Raw genomic sequence first — 18702 nt, 5'->3', positions numbered from 1 at the left:
GGCGCCGTATGAACAGGTTCGGCCACTGGCTCGCCTCCCCCTGGCGGCGCTCGACCGTCGCCGCGCTGGCGGGCGCCCTGCCCGTGTTCGCGTTCCCCGCCCCGTCGTTGTGGTGGTTCGCGTACGTCGCCCTCGTCCCCTGGATCGTCCTGATCCGCTCGGCTCCGACCGGCAAACGGGCGGCGTACGACGGCTGGGCGGGCGGCTTCGGCTACATGGTGGCCGTGCACCACTGGCTGTTCCCGAGCCTGAACGTCTTCATCTTCGTGATCGGCGCCCTGCTGGGCGCGCTGTGGGCCCCCTGGGGCTGGCTGGTCCGGCGTCTGCTCGGCCGGGCACAGGTCGCGACCGCTCTCGTCGTCCTCCCCTCCGGCTGGCTCGGCATCGAGCTGGTCCGCTCCTGGCAGGGGCTCGGCGGCCCCTGGGGCATGATCGGGTCCAGCCAGTGGCAGGTGGAGCCCGCGCTGCGGCTGGCCTCCGTCGGCGGGGTGTGGCTGCTCAGCTTCCTGGTGGTGGCCGTCAACGTCGCCGTGGCCGTGCTGGTGACGGTCCGTGAGTCCCGGGTGCCCGCCGTGGTGGGCCTGGTCGCCACCGCCACCGTCACCTCGGCGGCCTGGATGTGGGCACCGCGCCCCGACACCTCGGGCCGGACCCGGATCGCCGTCGTCCAGCCCGGTGTGATCGTCGGCCCCGAGAAGCGCTTCGACCGCGAGGAGCAGCTCACCCGCGAACTCGCCGGCCAGGGCGTCGACTTGATCGTCTGGGGCGAGAGCAGCGTCGGCTACGACCTCGGGGACCGCCCCGACCTCGCGCGCCGGATCGCCGCCCTGTCCCGCGAGACCGGCGCCGACATCCTCGTCAACGTGGACGCCCGCCGCTCCGACAAGCCCGGCATCTACAAGAGTTCGGTCCTGGTCGGCCCGGACGGGCTCACCGGCGACCGCTACGACAAGATGCGCCTGGTCCCCTTCGGCGAGTACATCCCGGCCCGGCAGCTGCTGGGCTGGGTCACCTCCGTCGGCAAGGCGGCCGGCGAGAACCGCAGGCGCGGCTCCGAGCAGGTCGTGATGAACGTCGGACACGGCCTGAAGGTCGGCCCGATGGTCTGCTTCGAGTCGGCCTTCCCCGACATGAGCCGCCATCTCGCCCGGGACGGCGCCCAGTTGCTGATCGCCCAGTCGGCCACGTCGAGCTTCCAGCAGAGCTGGGCTCCCGAGCAGCACGCCTCGCTCGCCGCCCTGCGCGCCGCCGAGACGGGCCGCCCGATGGTGCACGCCACCCTCACCGGCGTCTCCGCCGTCTACGACGCGAGGGGACACCGGATCGGACAGTGGCTCGGCACCGACGCGAGCAGTGCGCGGGTGTACGACGTCCCGCTGGCCACCGGCACCACCCTGTACGCCCGGTTCGGCGACTGGGCCGTGCACGCGGCACTGCTGGTCCTGGCCGCCTGGTGCGCCGTAGCGGGCAGTCGGCGCCTCAGGCGCCCCGCTCCTGAACCGCTCGCACCACCCGCTCGCACAGTTCATGAGTCGCCAGTGCGTCCCGCGCGCTGAGCAGCTTGCCCGCGCGCACCGCGTCGAGGAAGGCGAGCACCGCCTGCTCGATGCCCCGCTGCCGGGCCACCGGCACCCAGTCGCCGCGCCGCCGTACGGTCGGCTGGCCCTTGTGGTCGATGATCTCGGCGAGGTTGACCACCTGCCGCTTGGTGTCCTGCCCGGACACCTCCAGGATCTCCTCGGCCGAGCCGCTGAGCCGGTTCATCACCCCGAGCGCGGTGAACCCGTCCCCGGACAGCTGGAGCACGACGTGGTGCAGCAGTCCGTCCTCTACGCGGGCCCGCACGGTGACGTCGTCGACCGGGCCGGGCGCCAGGAACCGCAGGGTGTCGACGACGTGGATGAAGTCGTCGAGGATCATCGCGCGCGACTCCTCGGGCAGCCCGATGCGGTTCTTCTGCATCAGGATCAGCTCGCGGGGATGGTCGGCGCACTGCGCGTACCCGGGGGCGTAGCGCCGGTTGAACCCGACGGCGAGGCTCACGCCCCGCTCCTCGGCGAGCGCGACCAGCCGTTCTGAGTCGGCGAGCCGGTAGGCGAGCGGCTTGTCGACGTACGTCGGCACGCCCGCCGTCAGCAGCCGCTCGACGATCTCGGGGTGCACGAGCGTGGGCGCGTGCACGAAGGCCGCGTCGAGGTCCTGGGCCAGCAGGGAGTCGAGGTCGCCGTGGCGCCGCGCCTCGGACAGGCGGAGTCCGTCGGCGACCCGGGCGAGCGTCGCCGGTGTCTGCGTCTGGAGGTGCAGCTCGATGCCGGGCAGGCCGCCGAGAACCGGCAGGTAGGCCTTCTGCGCGATGTCGCCGAGTCCGATGCAGCCGACCTTCACGGGGTCTCCTCCAGTGGTTGTCCGCCGGGTCCTGCCGGAAGCATACGGCCGCTAAATCGCTGGTGGGCAGGGATGCTGCGGTCCATGATGCGGGGATGACGATCGAACGCAGCGAACCCGCCACCACCGCCGACGAACGCACGATGCTGGAGGGCTGGCTCGACTACCACCGTCAGACTCTGGCGTGGAAGTGCGAGGGATTGACCGACGCACAGCTCAGGACCGCCTCGGTGCAGCCGTCCGCGCTCTCCCTGATGGGGCTGGTGCGCCACATGGCGGAGGTGGAGCGGCACTGGTACCGCAGGATCCTCGCGAACGAGGACGCCGCGCCGATGTACTACGACAACGAGACCGATCCGGACGGCGATTTCCACGTCACCGAGACCGACACCTGGCAGGAGGCGTACGGCACCTGGCAGGCCGAGATCGAGGAGGCCCGCAGCAACGCGGCCGGCTTCGGCCTCGAGGACCTCTCCAAGGGCAGGCACCGGCGCACCGGCGAGCAGTTCAACCTGCGCTGGATCCACACCCACATGATCGAGGAGTACGCCCGTCACAACGGGCACGCCGACCTGATCCGCGAGTGCCTCGACGGCGCGACCGGGGACTGACGTCAGCACAGGGGGACGTGAGCACGCCATACGGGGGCCGAGATCACCCGTGCGGGGCAAACTGCGCTCGTCTGCTGTCCCCGAGGGCGGCGGAACCACCAGAGTGGCGCGGGTGCATCGAACGACGACCACCGCAACGCTCCTGGTCACCGTGGCTGTCTCGGCCCTCACCGGCTGTGTGACCATCCAGCGTCCCCCCGTGCCCGGGCCGCCGCCGACGACACTCTCCCAGCCGCCGGCACCGCGCCCGGACGGTCAGGCCGAGCCGCAGATCGTGCAGGCGCCGGCCCGGGAGGCGCTGGAGATGATCGGCCCGTCCCGCGCGCCCCGGTCGAGCACGCCCACGCCGGGCCGTGCGGCCCCGCAGACCCCGGCCCGGCCACAGGAGCACCAGGAGCGCACCCGGCCGGCCCACCCGGACCATCCCGAACAGCGCCGCCCCGAGGTCCGGCACCCGCACCCCCGCCCGCCTCACATCGAGGTACCGGACGTCACCAAGTCGGTCCCCAGGGGCCCCGAGGACGTCTGCGCCCTCGGCAAGAAGTACGGCCGCTGGCAGGAGGACAGCCCCGAGGCGGCCATCTGCAAGCAGGCGTACGGCCGTTGAGGTACGCCCACCGGCTCGGCGTACCTCAACGGCTCAGGGCCGCTGTCGCGGCGGCCCCCAGCCGTGCTCCCCGGTGGGTCCGCCGCCTCCCGGGCCGAGGCGTTGTTCCAGGCGGCTGATCGCCGCGCGGACGCCGTCGCTGTACCCGTCGTCGCCGAGGGCGTCGGCCGCCCGGCGGGCCCGGCGGATGTAGGTGCGGGCGGCGTCCGTGCGGCCGAGCTTGGCGTAGTCGGCGGCCAGGTTCAGATGCAGCGAGGGGTACAGCGCGCGCACCGCGAGCGTGCTCTCGTGGGCGGCGAGCCGGTCCTCCGTGAGTTCCTCCGCCGCGGTCAACGCCCGTAGGTCCCACGCCAGTTCGTCACAGGGGTCGTCCTGGACGTCCGCGAGGTAGTGGGCGAGCGTGCAGCGGTGCAGCGGGTCGCCGTCCTCACCGATCTCGCCCCACAGCCCGAGGAACCGGTGCCGCGCCTCCTCGCGGTCCCCGGCGTGGTGCAGCATCACGGCCTGTCCGATCCGGCCCATCACGACGTCCCCCGCCGCCTGTTCCGCCCGCTCCGTCACCGCGCCCTCCGGCCCTCGTCGACTTCGTCGCCTGTCCCGGTCGACGCTAACGGCAGCCACCGACAAACCGGGGCAGGCCGCACCGAACCGGCCGGGCACGACGGCACCCGGTGGCGGTCAGCCAAGGTTCGGGATCGTCCAGTCGATCGGCTCGTGGCCCTGCGCGGCCACCGCCTCGTTGATCTGCGTGAACGGACGGGAGCCGAAGAACCTCTTCGCCGACAGCGGGGAGGGGTGCGCGCCCTTGACCACGATGTGCCGGCTCTCGTCGATGAGGGGGAGCTTCTTCTGGGCGTAGTTGCCCCACAGCACGAAGACGGCCGGGTCGGGCCGCGAGGCCACCGCGCGGATCACGGCGTCGGTGAACTTCTCCCAGCCCTTGCCCTTGTGGGAGTTGGCCTCGCCGGAGCGGACCGTGAGGACCGCGTTGAGCAGCAGGACGCCCTGCTGGGCCCACGGCATGAGGTAGCCGTTGTCCGGGATCTCGGTGCCCAGCTCCTCCCGCATCTCCTTGTAGATGTTGCGCAGCGAGGGCGGGGTCTTCACACCGGGGCGGACCGAGAAGCACAGGCCGTGGCCCTGGCCCTCGCCGTGGTACGGGTCCTGACCGAGGATCAGGACCTTCACCTTGTCGTACGGTGTCGCGTCGAGCGCGGCGAAGACCTCCTCGCGCGGCGGGTAGACGGGGCCCTTCGCCCGCTCGTCCTCGACGAAGTCCGTCAGCTCCTTGAAGTAGGGCTGCTGCAGCTCGTCGCCCAGAACCCCGTGCCAGGACTCGGGCAGCATGGCGATGTCGGTCACGTCAATTCCTCACGATGTGCGGTCACTTGCAGGATTGAGAACCTACAGGCGCCCACTGACAATCGCCGCTACCAGCTGGTCTTCCAGTAGAGCTGCCACATGGTCATCATGGTCGCCGGGTCGATGACCTTCTCCAGGCCCGCGATCTCCTCGTTCGCGGCCACGTACTGCTTGCCCTGCCACAGCGGCAGCAGCCGCGCGTCGTCCGCGAAGACCTGCTGGGCCTCCTCGATCTGCGTCGCCACGGCCCCGCGGTCGCTCTCCGCGCGCGACTGGGGCAGCAGCTTGCCGGTGATCTCGGGGGCGTCGTACGGGGTGCCGAGTGCGTTCTGCTGGCCCACGAAGGGCGCGATGAAGTTGTCGGCGTCGTGGAAGTCGGGGAACCAGCCGCGCCCGAACACCGGGTACTCGCCGTTGCGGTAGCCCTCGACGTAGGTCTTCCAGGGGCGGCTCTTGAGGGTGATCGTGAAGAGGCCGGACGCCTCCAGCTGCTTCTTCAGCTCCTCGAAGGCGGGCTTGGTCGTCGAGCCGTAGCGGTCGCTGGTGTACCAGAGGGTCAGCGGGACCTTCTCGGTGATCCCCGCCTGGGTGAGCAGCTGCTTGGCCTTGGAGACGCTGGGGTCCCCGAAGTCGTCGAAGAAGCTCGTGGTGTGGCCGGTGAGGCCGGCCGGGACCATCGAGTACAGCGGCTCGACGGTGTCCTTGTAGACGTAGTGCACGAGCGCCGGGCGGTCGACGATCTGGGCGATGGCCTTGCGGACCTCGGGCTTCGCCGCCCAGGGGTCGCTGGGGTTGAACACCAGGTAGCTGATCTCGGTGGTGGGGTTCTCCACCAGCTGGAGCCCCTCCTTCTGCTGGTTGACCTCGATGTCCACCGTGTCGGAGGCGCCGAGACCGCGGTAGACGACCGAGATCTCCTTGTTCTTGAGGGCCTTGACCATGTCGTCCGACTGCTGGAAGTAGCGGATGGTGACGGCGTCGTTCTTGCGGTCGGCGATGCCCTTGTAGTTGTCGTTGCGGACCAGCTCGGCCTTCTCGCCCTCCTCGTAGGAGTCGAGGCTGTAGGGCCCCGAGCCGGTGATCTTCCCGTCCTTGCGGAGCGCGTCCGCCGGGTACTCGTCGGGGTCCACGATCGACATGGCGGGCGTGGTGAGCACCAGGGGGAAGGTGGCGTCGGGCTGGCTGAGGTGGAAGACGACCTCGCGGTCGCCCTTCGTCTCCACCCGGTCGAGGGTGGTCAGCAGGCCGGCGGGGCCGCCGTTGACGTTGATCTTCTTGATCCGGTCGAAGGAGTGCTTGACGGCCTTGGCGTCCAGCGTGTCCCCGTCGGAGAACTTCAGGCCCTCGCGCAGCGTGCAGCTGTACACGGTGCTCGAACTGTCCGTGAACTCGCAGTTCTCGGCGGCGTCGGGTTCCGGATCGGAGCCGCCGGGGCTGTAGTTGAGGAGTGTCTGGTAGACGTTGCGGAACAGCTCCCAGGAGTTGTCCCAGGAGGCCGCGGGGTCCAGCGTGGCCGGGGCACTGGTGGTCCCCACGACGATCGTCTTGCCGTCGCCGGAGGACTCCGAGGAGAACACACCACATCCGGCCACCGTGGATATGGACACGAGGGCCGCGAAGGGCGGCAGGTACCGGTTCCGCTTGAACACGCGCTTGCTCCTCGAAATGCCGTACCAAGGGTCGGCAAAACATACCGCAGCACCGCGCGCGCTCAACCGGTTCGGTCACAGGCACCTTGATCATCGCGTTGGTGATGACCCTGTAATGCCCCCGTGTCGCTTTTGTGCGTGGACACGGGCGCCGTCGGTGTCAACGAGCGCCCGTGCCGGAGCGGGAGGGCTCAGCCGACGCCGGCGTTGAGGAAGATGCCGCCGTCGACGACGAGCGTCTGGCCGGTGACCCAGTCGGACTGGGACGAGGTCAGGAAGGCAGCGGCGCCGCCGATGTCGGAGGGCACCCCGAGCCGGGCCAGCGGGTAGGACGCGGCGGCCTCCGCCTCCCGGCCCTCGTACAGGGCGGAGGCGAACTTGGTCTTCACGACGGCCGGCGCGATCGCGTTGACCCGCACCCCCGGCGCGAACTCGTGCGCGAGCTGCTGGGTGAGGTTGATCAGCGCGGCCTTGCTGACGCCGTACGCGGCGATGAAGGGCGAGGGCGCGATGCCCGCGACGGAGGCGATGTTGACGATGGCGCCGCCGTTGTCCTTCTGCCAGGCGTGCCAGGTCTTCTGCGCGAAGCCGAGCGCGGAGATCACGTTGGTCTCGAAGACCTTGCGCGCCACGTTCAGGTCGAGGTCGGCGATCGGACCGAACACCGGGTTGGTCCCGGCGTTGTTGACCAGGTAGTCGACGCGCCCGAAGGCGTCCATGGCCCGTGCGACGGCCTCGGTCTGGTGGTCCAGGTCGTGCGCCTTGCCCGCGACGCCGATGGCGCGCTCGGCGCCCAGCTGTTCGACGGCCTCCTTGAGGGCGTCCTCGTTGCGGCCGGTGATGACGACCCGGTCGCCGCGCGCGACGAGCGCCTCGGCGACGCCGTAGCCGATACCGCGGCTGGCGCCCGTGATGAGCGCGACCTTGCCCGAAAGCTCGGGGAGCTGCGAAGTCATGTTCCGTTTCCTCTAGTCGAGCGGTCCGCCGGCCACGTACAGCACCTGGCCGGAAACGAACCCGGCGGCCTCGTTCGTGAAGAAGGCGATGGCGTTGGCGATGTCGTCGGGCTCGCCCACGCGCGCGACGGGGATCTGGGTGGCGGCGGCCGCCTTGAACTCCTCGAAGCCCATGCCGACGCGGGCGGCGGTCGCGGCGGTCATGTCGGTGGCGATGAAGCCGGGGGCGACGGCGTTGGCGGTGATGCCGAACTTGCCCAGCTCGATGGCGAGGGTCTTGGTGAAGCCCTGGAGACCGGCCTTGGCGGCGGAGTAGTTGGCCTGGCCGCGGTTGCCGAGCGCCGAGGAGGAGGACAGGTTGACCACGCGGCCGAAGCCGGCGTCGACCATGTGCTTCTGGACGGCCTTCGTCATCAGGAAGGAGCCGCGCAGGTGCACGTTCAGGACGGTGTCCCAGTCGGACGTGCTCATCTTGAACAGCAGGTTGTCGCGGAGCACGCCCGCGTTGTTCACGAGGATCGTCGGGGCGCCGAGTTCGGCGACGACCCGCGCGACGGCCGCCTCGACCTGCGCCTCGTCGGAGACGTCGGCGCCGACGGCGATCGCCTTGCCGCCGGCCGCGGTGATCTTCTCGACGGTGTCCTTGCAGGCGGCCTCGTCGAGGTCGATGACGGCGACCGCGCGGCCCTCGGCGGCCAGTCGTACGGCGGTGGCGGCGCCGATGCCGCGCGCGGCACCGGTGACGACGGCTACCCGCTGCTCAGTGGTGGACATTGCTGATTCTCCTCGCCCTCGAGAGCGTCCTCGAGAAAGTTCGGCCCGATCAGGTTGGTGAGCGACCGCTTAGTACCTTCGGCAGACGTGACGCTAGAAGCCCTGGCACGCGGTGTCAACGTCCCACGGGACGGGTGTGATCCATTACCTCACCAGCAGGTCGAGCAGGCGCTCCGGCTCGGCCTCCGGATCCAGGGTGAGTCCGGTGTGCACGGGACCCGGCTGGACGACCGTGGAGCGGGGTGCGACGAGCCACCGGAAGCGGCGCCCGGCGTCGTCGCCCGCGGCCTCTCCGGCCGCCTCGCCGCCCGCGCAGACCCGTTCGACGGCCCTGAGGGCGGCCCGGACACCCGCCACGTCCGCGGCCGGGTCCAGCGCGCGCAGCCGGTCCTCGTCGAGGTGGGTGCGCACACCGACGTACGCCTTCGCCCGGCAGTAGACGAGCACACCTGCGTTGATGCACTCGCCGCGTTCGACACGGGGGACGACCTTCAGCAGGGCGTACTCGTAGACGTCCCGTTCGCTGGCCCGCCCGCCCTTGATGACATGGCGCTCGACCACACTGCCGGCCATGTGGATGTGGCGCTCGCTCACTTGTCCCCCTCGATTCCGGTGATGCGCTCGTGGACGTCGGCGGCCCGTGCGAGCAGGGGCAGGGCGTAGGCCCTTCTCAGGTCGTCCGGGGTGTCGAAGCCGGGCTCGCCGGACAGCCAGACGTCCGGGATCTCCGCGGTGACCTCGGCGAGCAGGTCCTCGGTGACGAGGGGGGCGAGGTCGGCGGCGGCCGCGGCGAGGTCCGGTGCGAACGGTTTCAGGACGTGGTCCGAGGCGTCGTAGGGACGAGCGGCGGACTTCTCGGCGCCGGGCCAGTTGTGGTGCCAGATCATGGTCGCGCCGTGGTCGATGAGCCACAGCTCGCCCTGCCGGCGCAGCAGGTTGGGGTTGCGCCAGGAGCGGTCGACGTTGCTGACCAGTGCGTCGAACCAGACGATCCGGCCCGCCTCCGCCGGGTCCACCTCGAAGGCCAGCGGGTCGAAGCCGAGCGCGCCGGAGAGGAAGTCCATGCCGAGGTTGGTGCCGCCGCTGGACCTCAGCAGCTCCTGCACCCGCTCGTCGGGCTCGCCGAGCCCCAGGTCCGGGTCGAGGTCGAGGGCCACCAGGCGGGGGACGCGGAAGCCGAGCCTGCGGGCGAGTTCGCCGGCCACCACCTCGGCGACCAGCGTCTTGCGGCCCTGTCCGGCGCCGGTGAACTTGATGACGTAGATCCCGTGGTCGTCGGCCTCGACGAGCCCCGGCAGCGAGCCGCCCTCCCGCAGGGGCGTGATGTAGCGGGTCGCGATGGCTTCCTTGAGCATCGCCCCAGGTTACCGGCCGACAGCGAAGCGACAGCTCTGGCTTATCCGCCCCTGATCTCGAACACGTTTAGATCTCGACTACGTCTGAACAGGGGGCGCCGAGCGGCCGTACCCCTGGACAGCTCCATGAATTCCGCACTGGAAGGAATGTTCAGCATGACCAGCGAACTGCCTCAATCCGTTCCGGCGCCTGCCCGCCGTACCGTCGTGGCGGCGGTGGGCGCGGCGGGGCTCGCCGTCGCGCTGACCGCGTGCGGATCGGACAGCGACTCCTCGGACTCCTCCACGAGCCAGGCCGACGCGAACGGCGGCGGGGCGAGCGCCTCGTCCGGTTCCGGTGGCACCGCCCTCGCGAAGACCACCGACATCCCCGAGGGCGGCGGCACGATCTTCAAGGACCAGGGCGTGGTCGTCACCCAGCCGACCGCGGGCACGTTCAAGGCGTTCTCGTCCAAGTGCACCCACCAGGGCTGCGCGGTGGGCAGCGTGGCCAACGGCGTCATCGTCTGTCCGTGCCACAACAGCGAGTTCTCGGTCGAGGACGGCAGCGTCAAGAAGGGTCCCGCGACCCAGGCGCTGGCCGCCGAGCAGATCACCGTGACCGGGGACTCCATCACGCTGGCCTGACCCGCGCCCGTCCGGGCCGGCCGAGGCCGCCCAGCACCTCGTCCGTGGTCGCGACCGTGGCGACCAATGCGAGGGTGTTGCGGATCATCGCGGGGGTGTAGTCGGAGGGCACCCCCGCGACGGCGTCGCTCGGCACGACGACGGTGTAGCCCCGGTTCACGGCGTCGAAGACGGCGTTGGGGATCGCCACGTTGGCCGAGACCCCGGTCACGACCAGCGTGCGGCAGCCGAGGTTGCGCAGCAGGGCGTCCACCTCGGTGCCCTGGATCGGCGACAGCCCGTGCAGCCGTCGTACGACGATGTCCTGCTCGGCGACCTCGATCGGGGGCGCCACGCGAACCGCCGTGGTGCCGGTCAGCTGCTGCACCGGCAGGCGTGCGGCGGCGTGGAAGAGCCGGGCGTTGCGGTTCGCGCCGCGTCCGTCGGGCCGGCGTTCGGCGATCGCGTGGATCACCTGGACGTCGTGCTCGTGGGCGGCGGCGACCAGCCGGGCGATGTTGCCGAGGGCGCCCGAGGAGCGTGCCTCGCGGGCGAGTTCGGGCAGCGCGCTGTCGGGGCCGACGACACCCTGCTGGCACTCGACGGTCAGCAGGACCGTGTGCCCGGGGTCGAGGAGTTCGCGAAGTCGTGCGTACGACGGCATGGTTGCCCCCTCGACACCTGTGACCGGAGCGGCGACAGTAGCCACCATTGCGTGGGTAGGGAAGACAGAACGAGGGGGATGCATGACCGTCACTCAGCGCCGGGGCCGGAAGATCATGATGACGCCCGGCGAGCTGGACGATTTCCTCACCAGCCAGCGCACCTGCCGGGTCGCCACGGTGTCGGCGAGCGGCGCCCCGCACGTCAGCGCGCTGTGGTTCGCCTGGGACGGCACCTCGATGTGGCTGTACTCCGTGGTGAAGAGCAAGCGCTGGGCCGATCTGCGCCGGGACCCGCGGGTCGCGATCGTGGTCGACTCGGGTGAGGAGTACGACCAGTTGCGGGGCGTGGAGCTGTCCGGGACCGTGGAGTTCGTCGGGGAGTTCCCGCGCACCGGTGAACTGCGCGCCGAACTCGACGTCCCGGAGACGCTGTTCGCCCGCAAGAACTTCGGCCTGGAGGAGATGCCGCACGACGGGCGGCACGCCTGGGTGCGGCTGACGCCCGAGAAGATCGTCTCCTGGGACTTCCGCAAGCTGGGCGGCGCGTAAGGCTGGGTGGTGCTCAAACGGCCTGCTCCGCCGCCGACTTGAGCGCCTCGACCGCCGCCCGGATCGACGGACGGCGGTCGGCGTCCGCCCGCCACAGGGCGTAGATGTGACGCCGTACCGACTGCCGTACGGGGACGGTCCGCACCCCGTCCGGTACCGGGCCGCGCCCCAGCCGCGGAGCCACGCAGACGCCGAGTCCGGCCGCCACCAGGGCGAGTTGGGTCGTGTGTTCCGCCGCGCGGTGGGCCACGCGGGGCTCGATGCCCTTGGGGCGCAGGGTGTGCAGCAGCCACTCGTGGCAGAACTCGTTCTCTCCCCAGGTGACCCAGTCGTCCTCGGCGAAGTCCTCCAGGTCGACCTCGGCGCGGTGCGCGTGGCGGTGGCCGGCGGGCATCGCCACGTCCGCCGTGTCGTCGAGGATCGGTGCCTTGACCAGCCCTTCGGGCATCGGCAGCGGCTTGTTGTACCAGTCCAGGACGACCGCGAGGTCGCAGTCGCCGCGGAGCACGGCACGCACCGCGGACTCGGGCTCGATCTCCCGTGACGTGATCCGCAGTCCGGGGTGCTCCACGCGCAGTCCGGCGACGGCGGCCGGGAAGAGTCCGCGCGCGGCCGTCGGGAACGCGGCCAGCCGCAACTCCCCCACCACCTGGCCGCGTTGGGCCTCCAGATCGGACTGGGCGAGCTCGACCTGGGACAGGATGCGCGTCGCGTGGGCGGCGAGCAGCCGGCCCGCGTCCGTGAGCCGTACGCCTCTGCCGTTCTTGGCGAGGAGCTGCTGGCCGACCTCCCGCTCCAACTTGGACATCTGCTGCGAGACGGCGGACGTCGTGATGTGCAGCCCCTCGGCGGCGCCGCTGACCGAGCCGTGCCGGGCGAGGGCTTCCAGGGTGCGGAGGCGCTCCAGGTTCAACATGTAAGCGATACTACGAGATACCTGGCGACAAATCTCGCTTGTTCTACGAGATCGTCTCAAGGATCGTGGTCGTCATGACCACCGTCACCGCCGTCGAAGCCCCGTCCCGGGCTCCCCGCCGTCCCGCCCTCGACTGGCGGCTGCGCTTCGGCGCGCTGTCGCTGATCTGGGGGTTCAGCTTCCTGTTCATCAAGGTGGGGACCGAGGGGTACGCCCCGTTCCAGGTCACCTTCGGACGGCTGTTCTTCGGCACGGCGGTGCTGGCGGTGGCGATGGCCGTGAAGCGGGAGCGGCTGCCGCGCGGCGTCCGGACCTGGGGGCATCTGGCGGTCGCCGCGTTCCTGCTCAACGCCCTGCCGTTCTCGCTGTTCGCGTACGCGGAGCTGAGCATCCCCTCCGCGCTCGCCGGGATCTGCAACGCGACCTCGCCGTTGTGGGGCATGGCGCTGTCGCTGGTGGCGCTGTCCGAGGACCGGCCCACGCGGGTCCGGGTCGCCGGTCTCGGACTCGGTTTCCTCGGTGTGCTCACCGTCCTCGGGGCGTGGGGGGGCTTTCAGGGACTCGACGCCAAGGGCACGGTGATGGCCCTGCTCGCCTCGCTCAGCTATCCGATCGGGTGGATCTACGTCCGTCGCACGCTGGCCGGGTCGAGCGAGTCCCACCTGTCCCTGACGGGGGCGCAGTTGCTGTTGGCCACGGCTCAACTGGCCGTGGTGACGCCCCTGTTCAGCGGTATACCGCACCATGTCGACGCCGTGCCGCTCCTGGCGATCGCGACGCTGGGTGCGCTGGGGACGGGAGTCGCCATGCTCGCCCAGCACCGGCTGGTGTCCGAAGTCGGGCCCACGACGGCGCAGATGGTCACCTACTTCATTCCGGTCATCGCCACGGCGGCGGGGGTCGTGATGCTCGGGGAGTCGCTGAGCTGGTCGACGCCGGTGGGAGCGGTGGTCGTGCTCGCGGGGGCTGCGCTCACCCAGGTGCGGCGAGGCTCCTGACGGGGTGGGCGGCGACCTCGTCAGACAGTCACGGCCTCACCCGGCTTCAGGGGAAGAACCTCGTACTCCTCGGCGGCCGCCGCGTCGAGATAGCGGGACAGTTCGTCGGGCCGGGTGCCGTAGACGCCGTCGATGTGGAATCCGTCGTAGTGGATCGGAATGGCGGCCTTCGCCCCGAGCAACCGTCCGGCCAGGGCCGCGTGTTCGGCGTCGAGTGCGGCGGGGCGCGGGCTCGCCGGCTGGCAGTGCGGGAAGCACAGGGCCGGTCCGTTGACGGGCGTCAGCACCGCGTCGAAGGGGCCGTGCCGGTGGGCGGCACGCCACCAGTAGCCGTGGAACATGCTGTCGCCCAGGTGGATCACCCGCTTCCCGCCGGCCTCGACCGCCCAGGACAGCTGGGGATCCCCGATACCGTCGACGGCGGGTACGGCGGCGATGGTGAACGGCCCGATCCCGGTGGTCTCCCAGGCGGTCATCGGGCGCCTGGGCAGGCCCAGTTGAGTCAGCTCGCCGTCGGCCTTCAACGTCCAGAGGTTCTCGTGGTCGTCTCCGCCGAACGACGCCGGGTGCAGGACCGGAGCACCGGGGCGCAGAGCCCGGGCGAGGGCGGCGGCGTCGGTGTGATCGCGGTGGAGATGGGTACAGAGGCCGGCCAGCACGCGCCCCTCCGTGTGGGGGCGGGTGACCGTGGGCAGCGGGGCCGACAGGCCGGTCCCCTCCAGGACGCCCTCCGGTTCGCCGAGCAGGTCGATGACCAGGCTCTCGCCCTCCGCTTCGAGTTCCACCCCGGCCCAGCCCAGCCATCGGACACGCATGGATCCACCCCTCGCCTTAGCGTACGGTCGTTCGCCAAAAATTAGCACACGGTCGTTCGGTAAGCTCTGTGGGTATGAGGAGATCCGCCGACGAGGCCCAGCGCACCCGCGACCGGATCGTCGCCACCGCTGTGACCCAGGCATCCGGTGCGGGACTGTCCGGCCTGACCATCGGCTCGCTCGCCGAGACCCTCGGCATGAGCAAGGCCGGAGTGGTCGGCCCCTTCGGCTCCCGGGCAGCACTCCAGCTCGCCGCACTGACCAGGGCGATGGACCTGTTCACCGCGGCGGTCGTGGCACCGAGCCGTACGGCCCGACCCGGTCTGGAGTGTCTGCACGTGGTGATCGACAGGTGGTGCGACTACCTTGCCGACAGCCCGTTCCCCAACGGCTGCTTCGTCACCGCCGCGTCCTGCGAACTGGACGGACAACCCGGCGAGCTGCGCACCTTCCTCCAGGACGCGGTGCGCCGCTGGCGGGCCTTCCTCAGGACGCAGATCGAGACCGCGCAGTCCGCCGGGCAGATCGCCGCCGAACTGGACCCCGACCGCCTCGTCTCACACCTGTCCGGCATCGCCATGGCGGCCAACCAGGAGATCCAGCTGCTCGACGACCCCGAGGCGGCAGCGCGGGCTCGCGATCTCATGCGTGCGGTGGTCGCACGAGGGCGCCACCGGTGACATGCCCCGGCGGATCGGGTCAGACATAGCCCGGTGAAGGAGCGGGACCCACTGCCGCCGCCACCGCGTCCGCCAGCCTCACCGTCTCCTCTCCGGTGAGCGCCGCCACCGTGACCCTGATTCCCTGCGGCGCGCTCATCCGGAAGCGCGCGCCCGGCGCCACCGCCCAGCCCGCGTGCAGCAGCCGCGCCACCGCTCCCGTCTCGTCCGGGACCGGGATCCAGACGTTGAGCCCGGTGCGGCCGTGGGCCTCCACTCCTCGTGCCGCCAGGGCCTCGATCAGGCGGTCGCGTCGCGTCCGGTACTCCGTCGCGACCTTCGCCGTGTCCAGGACGCCCGTCGACCAGAGGTGGGCCACCGCCCGCTGGGTGATGTGGCTGACCCAGCCGGGGCCCAGGCGGTGGCGGCCGTGGACGCGGTCGACGGTGGTCTCGTCGCCGGTGAGGACCGCGAGGCGCAGGTCGGGGCCGTACGCCTTGGCGACCGAGCGGACGAACGCCCAATGGCGGGTGACACCGGCGAGGGGGTGGAGCGGGAGGTCGACAATGCCGTGCCCGTGGTCGTCCTCGATCAGCAGAGTCTCGGGATGCTCTTGAAGCACCGAGCGCAGGGCACGCGCGCGTGCCGCCGTCACCGAGGCCCCAGTCGGGTTCTGCGCGCGGTCGGTGACGATCAGCGCCCGGGCGCCGGACTCCAGGGCCCGCCGGACGTCGTCGGCGCGCGGACCCTCGTCATCGACGCCCACCGGGGCCGTGCGCAGGCCCAGTGCCGGGATCAGGTCCAGGAGGCTGCCCCAGCCGGGGTCCTCGACGGCGACCGTGTCGCCCGGCTTGAGGTGGGCCGCGAGGACGCGTTCGATCACGTCGAGGGACCCGCAGGCGAGCGCGAGCGGGCCGGCGGGCACCCCGTCGACGTCCAGGGCGGCCCGCGCGAGGCGCGCCAGCTCCGGGTCCACGGTCGCCTCGCCGTAGAGGACGGGGGCGCGGTCGGCCCGCTCGGCGGCCGCCGCGAAGGCGGGGGTCAGCGGGGGCAGCAGCGCGGGATCCGGGTTGCCGTTCGCCACGTCCCGGACGCCCGCGGGAACCGCCACGCGGATGTACTCGCGCCCGGTGGTGGCCGGCTTCGACCGCACCCGGCTGCCCCTGCGCCCGGCCGTCTCGATGACTCCCCGCTCCCGCAGGGTGCGGTACGCGGCCGCGACCGTATTGGGATTCACCCCCAGCTCCAGGGCCAACTCCCGCATGGGCGGCAGCAGTTGCCCCGGCGCCAGCTCCCCGGCACCCACCGCGCGCTCGACGCTCGCCGCAATCTCCGCTGCGCGTCGCCCTTCGATCCGATATCCTTCTAGCACAAAGCAGAGTATGCACTAGTGCAATATACAGCGCAACCACACACCGCACCGAGGAGAGCACTATGCCGGGGACCACCGAGGCCACGCCGGAGACACCCGCCTACGCCCCGACCGACCGCACCGTCCCCACCCGCTCCCCCGACCGGGCGTCGTACGACAAGGAGGTCGTGCACGCGATACTCGACGAGGGCTACGTCTGCCACCTCGGCTTCGTCCGCGACGGCGCCCCGGTGGTGCTGCCCACGCTGTACGGCCGGGTCGGCGAGCGGCTCTACGTCCACGGCTCGACGGGCTCGCGCCCGCTGCGGATGACCGGCAAGGCCGACCCGGGGCTGCCGGTCTGTCTGACGGTCACCCACGTCGACGCGCTGATCCTGGCCCGCTCGGCCTTCCACCACTCGATCAACTACCGCTCCGTGGTGGTCCACGGCCTCGCCTACGACGTCACGGACCCCGAGGAGAAGCGCCTCGCCCTGGACGCGCTGGTCGACCACGTCGTCCCGGGACGCTCGTCCGACTCCCGGCCGGCCAACAAGAAGGAGCTGGCCGCCACCGCCGTCATCCGCCTCGACCTGGACGCGGTCTCCGCCAAGATCCGCACCGGCGGGGTCAACGACGAACCCGAGGACCTGGCCCTCCCGCACTGGGCCGGAGTGGTCCCGCTGCGCAAGGGGTACGACGTCCCGGTCGCCGACCCCGACCTGGCCCCGGACACCGAGGTCCCCGACTACCTCGCGGTGCTGTGATGCTGATCCACCCCTGGGACGCGGCCCGTGACGACACCGAGTGGCAACAGTGGCTGTCCGTCCACGACTTCGGGCAGCTCGCGGTCAACGGCCCCGACGGCGAACCGCCGTTCGTCCAGCCCCTGCACTTCCTCTACGACGCCGGGCGCGGCGAGGTCCTCACGCACCTGGCGCGGCCGAACCCGCTGTGGGGCGCGCTGGAGGCCGACCCGGACGTCCTGCTGAGCGTGGTCGACGACTACGCCTATGTGCCGGGCCCCTGGCAGGCCGCCGCGGACGTCCCGCCCGAGCACGGCACGCCGACGAGCTTCTACGCGGCCGTCCAACTCCGGTGCCGGGCCCACCTGGTGGACGATCCGGCCGAGAAGGCCGCGCTGCTCAACCGCCTGGTCGGCCACTTCCAGCCGGAGGGCGGCTCCGCCCCGGTGGCGGCGGGCGAGTCACCGTACGGCCGCATGCTGCCGGGGTTGCGCGGCCTGCGTCTCGAAGTGACCGACGTACGGGCGAAGTTCAAGTACGCCAACCACCGCGACCGGGAGGTGCAGGACCGGATCGTCACCGCGCTGGCAGAGCGGGGCGGGCCGGGGGACGCGGCTGCGCGCGAACATCTGCTGCGCAGGCGGAAGGCCTGAGAAAGGGACCCTTCACCAGAAGGGCCCTCGGCGTCAGACCTTCTCCCGCGCCTCCGCGCCCGCCAGCCCCGCGACCGCGCCGAGCATCAGCAGCGTGCCGGTCACGGTCGTCGCGGTGAGGTGCTCGCCGAAGCACACCACGGCCAGCAGCGCCGCGCTCACCGGCTCCAGCAGCATGATCACGGCGACGGTCGTGGACCGGAGCACGGCGGCGGCCGCGAAGTAGAGGGTGTAGGCGAGGGCCGTCGGGACGGCCGCCATGTAGGCCAACAGGCCGAGCAGCAGGGCGGGTTGAGAAGTGTGCGGCACCAGGCCCTCGGTCGCCGCGAACGGCAGCAGGCAGAGGCTCGTGACCGCGAACACCCCGACGGACAGGTCCGAGGAGTCGGTCCCGCAGGCCCGCGTGATCAGGGTCATCGCACAGCCTCCGGCCGCCGAGACCAGTCCGAGCACCACGCCCCAGGGCCGCACGGACGCCTCCGTGCCGCCGAGCGTGAGCACCCCGAGCCCGGCGAGCGCCCCGGCGACGGCGAGGACACCGCCCCGCCCGAGCCGCTCCCCCGGCACCAGCCGCGCCCCGAGCGCGACCAGCACGGGACCGGCCCCCAGCGAGACGACCGTGGCCACAGCGAGCCCGGTGACCCGTACAGCGGCGAAGTACGCGGTCTGGAACACCGCGAGACCGATCCCGGTCGCCACGGTCCGCAGGAACCGGGCCCGGCGATCGAACGGCACGGGGACGGCCGTACGCGTGCGTGGACGTGCACCGAGGGACGCGCGCCCGCAGCGGACCGCGGCCAGCAGCACGAGCCCACTGGCACAGCGCCAGAAGGACAGGGACACCGGGCCCAGGTCACCGGTGCGGTACGCCAGGGAGGCGACCGCGCCCGCGGTGCCCCAGGTGGTTCCGGCGATGATCAGACAGAGCAGGCCGCGCCCGACGGGCAGGCCTGAGACGGTATTTGACACGTGTTCTCTCCGCAGCTGCGCGTGTGCGCGGAAGTTCGGGAGGGACGCCCGCTGTGCGGGGTCCGCGGACTTCGTC

22 protein-coding genes are annotated in these 18702 nt (G+C 71.4%); 9 read left to right on the top strand and 13 right to left on the bottom strand.

The genetic code is table 11. The features are described 5' to 3' along the window. The first annotated feature begins 8 nt into the window (after window positions 1–8). A complete protein-coding gene (gene lnt, locus ABZ896_RS15665) occupies window positions 9–1556 on the top strand; it encodes an apolipoprotein N-acyltransferase (protein WP_360927944.1) in 1548 nt (515 codons plus the stop codon). Here the strand turns inward: lnt and ABZ896_RS15660 are convergent. Further along, window positions 1480–2385 carry a Gfo/Idh/MocA family oxidoreductase gene (locus ABZ896_RS15660; protein WP_360927941.1) on the bottom strand — a complete coding sequence of 302 codons (906 nt, stop codon included), beginning with the start codon at window positions 2383–2385 and terminating at the stop codon, window positions 1480–1482. The genes lnt and ABZ896_RS15660 overlap by 77 nt on opposite strands. Before the next feature lie 95 nt (window positions 2386–2480). On the opposite strand from ABZ896_RS15660, the gene ABZ896_RS15655 reads away from it, so the two are divergent. Together ABZ896_RS15655 and ABZ896_RS15650 are read left to right on the top strand one after the other, a co-directional pair. Then, complete coding sequence (locus ABZ896_RS15655; RefSeq protein ID WP_360927937.1) at window positions 2481–2996, top strand: DinB family protein; 516 nt, start codon at window positions 2481–2483, stop codon at window positions 2994–2996. 112 nt (window positions 2997–3108) lie between these two features. After that, on the top strand, window positions 3109–3603 hold the full coding sequence (locus tag ABZ896_RS15650) for a hypothetical protein (RefSeq protein WP_360927934.1): 495 nt from the start codon (window positions 3109–3111) through the stop codon (window positions 3601–3603). Between the two features lie 33 nt (window positions 3604–3636). On the opposite strand, the gene ABZ896_RS15645 is transcribed toward ABZ896_RS15650, so the two are convergent. The 7 genes from ABZ896_RS15645 to ABZ896_RS15615 all read right to left on the bottom strand — a co-directional run bounded on the left by ABZ896_RS15645 (window position 3637) and on the right by ABZ896_RS15615 (window position 9699). Further along, window positions 3637–4164, bottom strand: a complete 528-nt coding sequence (locus ABZ896_RS15645; RefSeq protein ID WP_360927931.1) for a hypothetical protein — start codon at window positions 4162–4164, stop codon at window positions 3637–3639. A gap of 117 nt (window positions 4165–4281) precedes the next feature. Beyond that, window positions 4282–4965 carry a uracil-DNA glycosylase gene (locus tag ABZ896_RS15640; protein ID WP_360927928.1) on the bottom strand — a complete coding sequence of 228 codons (684 nt, stop codon included), beginning with the start codon at window positions 4963–4965 and terminating at the stop codon, window positions 4282–4284. Between the two features lie 68 nt (window positions 4966–5033). Beyond that, a complete protein-coding gene (locus ABZ896_RS15635; protein WP_360927926.1) occupies window positions 5034–6614 on the bottom strand; it encodes an ABC transporter substrate-binding protein in 1581 nt (526 codons plus the stop codon). 191 nt (window positions 6615–6805) lie between these two features. Continuing rightward, window positions 6806–7570: an SDR family oxidoreductase gene (locus ABZ896_RS15630; protein ID WP_360927923.1), complete on the bottom strand. Its 765-nt coding sequence runs from the start codon at window positions 7568–7570 to the stop codon at window positions 6806–6808. Between the two features lie 12 nt (window positions 7571–7582). Beyond that, window positions 7583–8344, bottom strand: coding sequence for a 3-oxoacyl-ACP reductase FabG (gene fabG, locus ABZ896_RS15625; protein ID WP_360927920.1), 762 nt, complete (start codon window positions 8342–8344; stop codon window positions 7583–7585). A 144-nt stretch (window positions 8345–8488) separates the two neighbouring features. Next, window positions 8489–8938: a DUF3037 domain-containing protein gene (locus ABZ896_RS15620; protein WP_360927917.1), complete on the bottom strand. Its 450-nt coding sequence runs from the start codon at window positions 8936–8938 to the stop codon at window positions 8489–8491. After that, window positions 8935–9699, bottom strand: coding sequence for a HipA family kinase (locus tag ABZ896_RS15615; RefSeq protein ID WP_360927914.1), 765 nt, complete (start codon window positions 9697–9699; stop codon window positions 8935–8937). The genes ABZ896_RS15620 and ABZ896_RS15615 overlap by 4 nt, the downstream gene beginning before the upstream one ends. Window positions 9700–9855: 156 nt before the next feature. On the opposite strand from ABZ896_RS15615, the gene ABZ896_RS15610 reads away from it, so the two are divergent. Continuing rightward, window positions 9856–10326 carry a Rieske (2Fe-2S) protein gene (locus ABZ896_RS15610; protein WP_360927911.1) on the top strand — a complete coding sequence of 157 codons (471 nt, stop codon included), beginning with the start codon at window positions 9856–9858 and terminating at the stop codon, window positions 10324–10326. On the opposite strand, the gene ABZ896_RS15605 is transcribed toward ABZ896_RS15610, so the two are convergent. Further along, on the bottom strand, window positions 10313–10969 hold the full coding sequence (locus ABZ896_RS15605) for a cysteine hydrolase (protein WP_360927908.1): 657 nt from the start codon (window positions 10967–10969) through the stop codon (window positions 10313–10315). The two genes, ABZ896_RS15610 and ABZ896_RS15605, sit on opposite strands and share 14 nt — an antisense overlap. Window positions 10970–11051: 82 nt before the next feature. Here ABZ896_RS15605 and ABZ896_RS15600 point away from each other — a divergent pair, with 82 nt between their 5' ends. Then, window positions 11052–11519, top strand: coding sequence for a pyridoxamine 5'-phosphate oxidase family protein (locus ABZ896_RS15600; RefSeq protein WP_360927905.1), 468 nt, complete (start codon window positions 11052–11054; stop codon window positions 11517–11519). Window positions 11520–11532: 13 nt separating this feature from the next. Here ABZ896_RS15600 and ABZ896_RS15595 read toward each other — a convergent pair whose 3' ends face one another. Then, the gene (locus ABZ896_RS15595) at window positions 11533–12435 is read right to left on the bottom strand and encodes a LysR family transcriptional regulator (protein ID WP_360927903.1); all 903 of its coding nucleotides are present in this window, start codon (window positions 12433–12435) and stop codon (window positions 11533–11535) included. A gap of 38 nt (window positions 12436–12473) precedes the next feature. Here ABZ896_RS15595 and ABZ896_RS15590 point away from each other — a divergent pair, with 38 nt between their 5' ends. Further along, window positions 12474–13433 carry a DMT family transporter gene (locus ABZ896_RS15590; RefSeq protein WP_360927901.1) on the top strand — a complete coding sequence of 320 codons (960 nt, stop codon included), beginning with the start codon at window positions 12474–12476 and terminating at the stop codon, window positions 13431–13433. Window positions 13434–13453: 20 nt separating this feature from the next. Here the strand turns inward: ABZ896_RS15590 and ABZ896_RS15585 are convergent, their stop codons facing one another. Next, the gene (locus tag ABZ896_RS15585) at window positions 13454–14248 is read right to left on the bottom strand and encodes an MBL fold metallo-hydrolase (RefSeq protein ID WP_360927899.1); all 795 of its coding nucleotides are present in this window, start codon (window positions 14246–14248) and stop codon (window positions 13454–13456) included. A 74-nt stretch (window positions 14249–14322) separates the two neighbouring features. Between ABZ896_RS15585 and ABZ896_RS15580 the strand changes: the two genes are divergently transcribed. Next, window positions 14323–14928 (top strand): TetR/AcrR family transcriptional regulator, encoded by a 606-nt coding sequence (locus ABZ896_RS15580; RefSeq protein WP_360927897.1) that lies wholly within the window; start codon window positions 14323–14325, stop codon window positions 14926–14928. 19 nt (window positions 14929–14947) lie between these two features. Here ABZ896_RS15580 and ABZ896_RS15575 read toward each other — a convergent pair whose 3' ends face one another. After that, window positions 14948–16279, bottom strand: a complete 1332-nt coding sequence (locus tag ABZ896_RS15575; RefSeq protein ID WP_360927895.1) for an aminotransferase class I/II-fold pyridoxal phosphate-dependent enzyme — start codon at window positions 16277–16279, stop codon at window positions 14948–14950. A gap of 62 nt (window positions 16280–16341) precedes the next feature. On the opposite strand from ABZ896_RS15575, the gene ABZ896_RS15570 reads away from it, so the two are divergent. Both ABZ896_RS15570 and ABZ896_RS15565 read left to right on the top strand, forming a co-directional pair. Then, window positions 16342–17025 (top strand): pyridoxamine 5'-phosphate oxidase family protein, encoded by a 684-nt coding sequence (locus tag ABZ896_RS15570; protein ID WP_360927893.1) that lies wholly within the window; start codon window positions 16342–16344, stop codon window positions 17023–17025. After that, entirely contained in the window at window positions 17025–17657 is a 633-nt protein-coding gene (locus ABZ896_RS15565) for an FMN-binding negative transcriptional regulator (protein ID WP_360927891.1), read from the top strand. The genes ABZ896_RS15570 and ABZ896_RS15565 overlap by 1 nt, the downstream gene beginning before the upstream one ends. 33 nt (window positions 17658–17690) lie before the next feature. Here the strand turns inward: ABZ896_RS15565 and ABZ896_RS15560 are convergent, their stop codons facing one another. Next, the gene (locus ABZ896_RS15560) at window positions 17691–18626 is read right to left on the bottom strand and encodes an EamA family transporter (RefSeq protein WP_360927889.1); all 936 of its coding nucleotides are present in this window, start codon (window positions 18624–18626) and stop codon (window positions 17691–17693) included. Window positions 18627–18702 lie beyond the last annotated feature (76 nt).

Source organism: Streptomyces sp. NPDC047072 (assembly GCF_040643855.1).
Lineage (GTDB): Bacteria > Actinomycetota > Actinomycetes > Streptomycetales > Streptomycetaceae > Streptomyces.
This window is presented reverse-complemented; position numbering and strand designations above follow the sequence as displayed.